The 3722-nt window shown below is 77.3% G+C and carries 4 protein-coding genes; 1 reads left to right on the top strand and 3 read right to left on the bottom strand.

Features of this window, described 5'->3' with window-relative positions:
- Positions 1–84: 84 nt before the first annotated feature.
- Positions 85–897: a methyltransferase domain-containing protein gene (locus VF468_07045; GenBank protein HEX5878062.1), complete on the bottom strand. Its 813-nt coding sequence runs from the start codon at positions 895–897 to the stop codon at positions 85–87.
- Positions 894–1730, bottom strand: coding sequence for a hypothetical protein (locus tag VF468_07050; GenBank protein HEX5878063.1), 837 nt, complete (start codon positions 1728–1730; stop codon positions 894–896). Before VF468_07050 ends, VF468_07045 begins: the two co-directional genes overlap by 4 nt.
- Positions 1731–1795: 65 nt before the next feature.
- Here VF468_07050 and VF468_07055 point away from each other — a divergent pair, with 65 nt between their 5' ends.
- Complete coding sequence (locus VF468_07055; GenBank protein ID HEX5878064.1) at positions 1796–2473, top strand: hypothetical protein; 678 nt, start codon at positions 1796–1798, stop codon at positions 2471–2473.
- On the opposite strand, the gene VF468_07060 is transcribed toward VF468_07055, so the two are convergent.
- The coding region (locus VF468_07060) for a transporter substrate-binding domain-containing protein (protein ID HEX5878065.1) at positions 2442–3722 on the bottom strand (1281 nt) is incomplete at its 5' end. The two genes, VF468_07055 and VF468_07060, sit on opposite strands and share 32 nt — an antisense overlap.

Genomic DNA, 3722 nt, shown 5'->3' on the forward strand with positions numbered 1-3722 from the left:
GGGCGCGTCGGCCCCGGTCACGGCGTCGTTGTCGGGCACGGTGGCCTCCTGTCGGCCTGGCTGTTCCCCCGATTGTAGGCGCCGCTAGTCCGGGCGGCGGCCGACGGCGGTGAAGAAGGGGGCGAAGAAGGTGGGGCGGACGGGCGCCGACTCCAGCTCCTGGAACGCCCGCTCCCAGCGCCGCACGTCGTCCTCGGTGGCCACGCCGGCGGTGACCATCGCCTCCCTGGCCGCCCACCCTGGCGGGCGCACGCCGGCGGGCGGTTCCCCGATGACGTAGCGGCCGCGGAACTCGACCACCTCGAGGCCGGCCCGGACGAGGCGGTCGGCCAGCCGCAGGCCGGCCCGGTTGTCGTCCCCCCTGGCGGCCCGGAAGGCGGCGTAGCGTTCGGCCAGGTCGGCCAGGTCGGCCTGCTCGGGCAGGACCCGCATGGCCGTGCCGTCGGCGTCGACCAGGTACACGCAGCCGCCCGGGCGGACCAGCGTGGCCAGGTGGCCGACGATGGCGTCCTCGGCGCCGCCGTTGTGGGCGAGCACGTGGCGCAGCATCACCGCGTCGAGCGACCCCGGCTCCAGGCCGGTGTGGTCGGCCCGGGCCTCGGCGACCGAGACGTTGGCCAGGCCGGCCGCGGCGGCCAGGGCGCGGGCCGCGGCCACGGCCGCCGGGTCGGCGTCGACGGCCTGGACCCGGCCGCCGGGGCCGACCGCGGCCGACAGCGCCGGCAGCATCGCCCCCGGGCCGCAGCCCACGTCGGCGACCCTGGCCCCGGGCCCGATCCCGGCCAGCTCCCACAGGTCGGCCTCGTCGGCCCGGGCCCGCTCGGCCATCATCCGGTAGCGCTCGACCTCGCCCTCGGACAGCTCCAGCGCGTAGCGCCGCTCCCCTGGTCCGGTCATGACGTCGTCACCGTGACCCGCAGCCGGAGGTGGGCGACGATCCCGCTGGCGGGGACGTCGCGGTTCAGGGTCCGCTGGCCGGCCTGCGGGAACGGGATGGCCAGGTTGGCCACCCGGGTCCGCGGCGGGTTGGGCTGGACCTCGTGGAAGAACCGGAGGGCCAGCGGGCTGGCGCGCTCCCCGGCCGCGAGCACGGTCGAGGGGAACGCGTACGGCTGCGAGGAGGCCGTCGGCCCGCGCAGGCCGGGCCCGAGCGGGGTGAAGGTGCTGCCGCGGAAGCCGGTGGCGATCCCGCCGGTGCCGTCGGGGATGTCGAGGGTGAGGGCCACGACCTCCAGCACGACCCGCCGGACCACCCGGCGGGCGGTCAGGGTGCCGCTGGCGCCGGTCCGCCCGTCGGCCGTCTGGCCGGTGACCCGCATCGAGACGGCCCGTGGCGTCCTGGCCAGGACGAGCTTGACGGTGCTCTGGGCGGCCGGGCCGGGGAACTGGAGCTGGTGCCCGCTCGGTCCCCCGAATCCCCAGTTGAGCACGGCCGAGACCGCCTCGGAGGCCTCGTAGCGGACGACCACGCCGTCCTCCAGGCGCTGGACCACCCGGGCCTGGACGCTCACGCCGCTGGTGGTGCTGGTCGTCGACGACGACGAGCTCGACGACGAGGTCGACGAGGCGGGCTCCGAGGTGACGGGGGCGGTGGTCTCCGGGATCGTGGTGGGCCCGGCCACCGCCGGCTCCTCGCCGGGGTCGCGGGCCAGCAGCAGCCCGCCGGCCAGCCCACCGGTGGTGGCCAGCACGCCGAGGACGACGAGGACGACCAGGAGGCGTCTGCTCACTGCGGTCTCCGCGGTCGGGGCGCTGGGGGGCGCCGGAAGGGCTGCCGGCGTAGCCTATCGCGACCATGGACGCCCGAGGCCTGCCCGCGGCGGTGCGGGCCGCCGCCGCCGACCGCCGGGGCGGGGCCATGGAGGTCGCCGCCACCGCCCTCGACGGGCTGCTCGAGGTGGCCGCCGACCCGCCCCTGCTGGCGGAGGCGGTGGCCGTCCTGCTGGCCGGCCAGCCGGCCATGGCCCCGATCTGGCACCTGGCCCAGGCCGCCCGCGGCCCCGACCCGGCCGCCGCCCTGGCCGGCCTGGGCCGCCGCCTCGGCGCCGACGCCGACGCCGCCGTGACCGCCGCCACCGCCTGGCTGCGCGGCCGCCTGGCCGGCACTCCGGGGGGCGTGGCCACCGTCTCCCACAGCTCCCTGGTCGACCGGGTCCTGGCCCGGCTGGACCCGGTCTCGGCCCGGTCGGACCCGGTGGTCGGTGTGGTGGGGGCGGATGCGATCGGGCCGGAGGCGCTGCTCAACGCCGTCGGGACCGCGGAGCTGGCGGGCCGGGTGCCGACGCTGGTGGTGGCGACGGCGATCAAGCTGGTGCCGGCGAAGGTGTTCGAGCGGCTGGGGGGGCCGGGGTTCGAGGTCGTTCCCCTCGAGGCGGTGGCGGCGGTGGTCGTCGGGGCCGAGGCCCTGTCCCCCGCCGAGGCCGGCCGGCGGGCACAGACCGTCAGTCAGGACCCTCCTCGGCGTGGCCGTTGACGGAGGCGGTGGGCACCGCCCGGGCGCTGAGGTCCCACCTGGCCAGGATCCTGGCGTAGGTTCCGTCGTCGATGACGGCCTGCAGGGCCGACTGCAGCGCGTCCCTGAGCTGGCCGTCCGCCTTTCGGACGACGATCCCGTACGGGCCTGCGTCGACGTCCAGCGCGATGGCCTCCAGGTGCCGGCCGATGCCCGAGGTCCCCAGGGCGTGCTCGGCCAGTGGCAGGTCGAGCATGGCGATGTCGGCGCGGCGGCCTCTGACCACCTCCAGCACCCGCCGCAGTGGCTGCTCGGCGGCGGTGGTCACGACGGTGACCTCCTCCCTGCCCGCGGCGAGGCACCGTCGGCTCTGGCGTAGCAGGGCCTCCTCGGGGGTGACCAGCGAGCGGGCCACGATGCGGCCACACAGGTCGGCGCGCGAACGGATGCGCGACGGGTTCCCCCTGGGCACGACGAACGTCGTACTCGGGTCGAGGTAGTGGACGTAGTCCAGGTCGGGGGCCCGGTTGATGTCCCTGAACACCGACATGGCGATGTCGGAGCGGCCCGCGCGCATGTCCCGGAACGAGTGGGTGAACGGGACGTTGCGGAACTCGAAGCGGACTCGCAACCGCCGGCCCATCGCCTCGGCGAGGTCCACGTTCAGGCCCCTGAACCGCCGGCTGCCGGGCTCCATGAAGCCCATCGGGGCCAGGGAGCCCTGGGAGCTGACCCGGATCGCGCCCGAGGCCTGGAACCGGCTGGGCAGCGGCTTGACCGCCGGCCCGCTGGCCGGCGGCCCGGCCCCGGCCCGAACCGGCGACCCGGCGGTCCCGCCGTCGGGGGTGCCGCCGACGAGCTGCCCGGCCAGGACCACCAGGACGGCCAGGACCGCGGCCGCCCCGATCCATCCCGCCAACCGCCGCCGCGACCGCGGTACCGGCGGACCCGCCGTCGCGGGCTCCCCCGTGGCCCCGGCGGCGGCCGGATCGCCGCCGGCGGCCGGGCCGCCGCGGGCGGCGGCGACCAGCTCCTCCCGCGCCCGCCCGGTGAGCTGGAGGGCATCGGCGAGCTGGCGGACCGAAGCGCTCCGGGGGCGGCGGATGTCGCCCCGTTCCAGGCCGCGTATGGTGCGCACGCTCAGTCCTGAACGCTCGGCCAGCTCCTCCTGGGTCAGCAGCGCCCGTTCCCGCAGGCCGCGCAGCAGCCCGGCCAGGGTCTCGCCGCTGGCCGGGCGCTCGTCGCCGCCGGACACCATCGCATGGATCTT

Source organism: Actinomycetota bacterium (assembly GCA_036280995.1).
Taxonomy (GTDB): domain Bacteria; phylum Actinomycetota; class CALGFH01; order CALGFH01; family CALGFH01; genus CALGFH01.

Coding starts and splice junctions, on each gene's coding strand:
- VF468_07045 (HEX5878062.1), bottom strand. CDS start 897: ATGACCGGACCAGGGGAGCGGCGCTACGCGCTGGAGCTGTCCGAGGGC.
- VF468_07055 (HEX5878064.1), top strand. CDS start 1,796: ATGGACGCCCGAGGCCTGCCCGCGGCGGTGCGGGCCGCCGCCGCCGAC.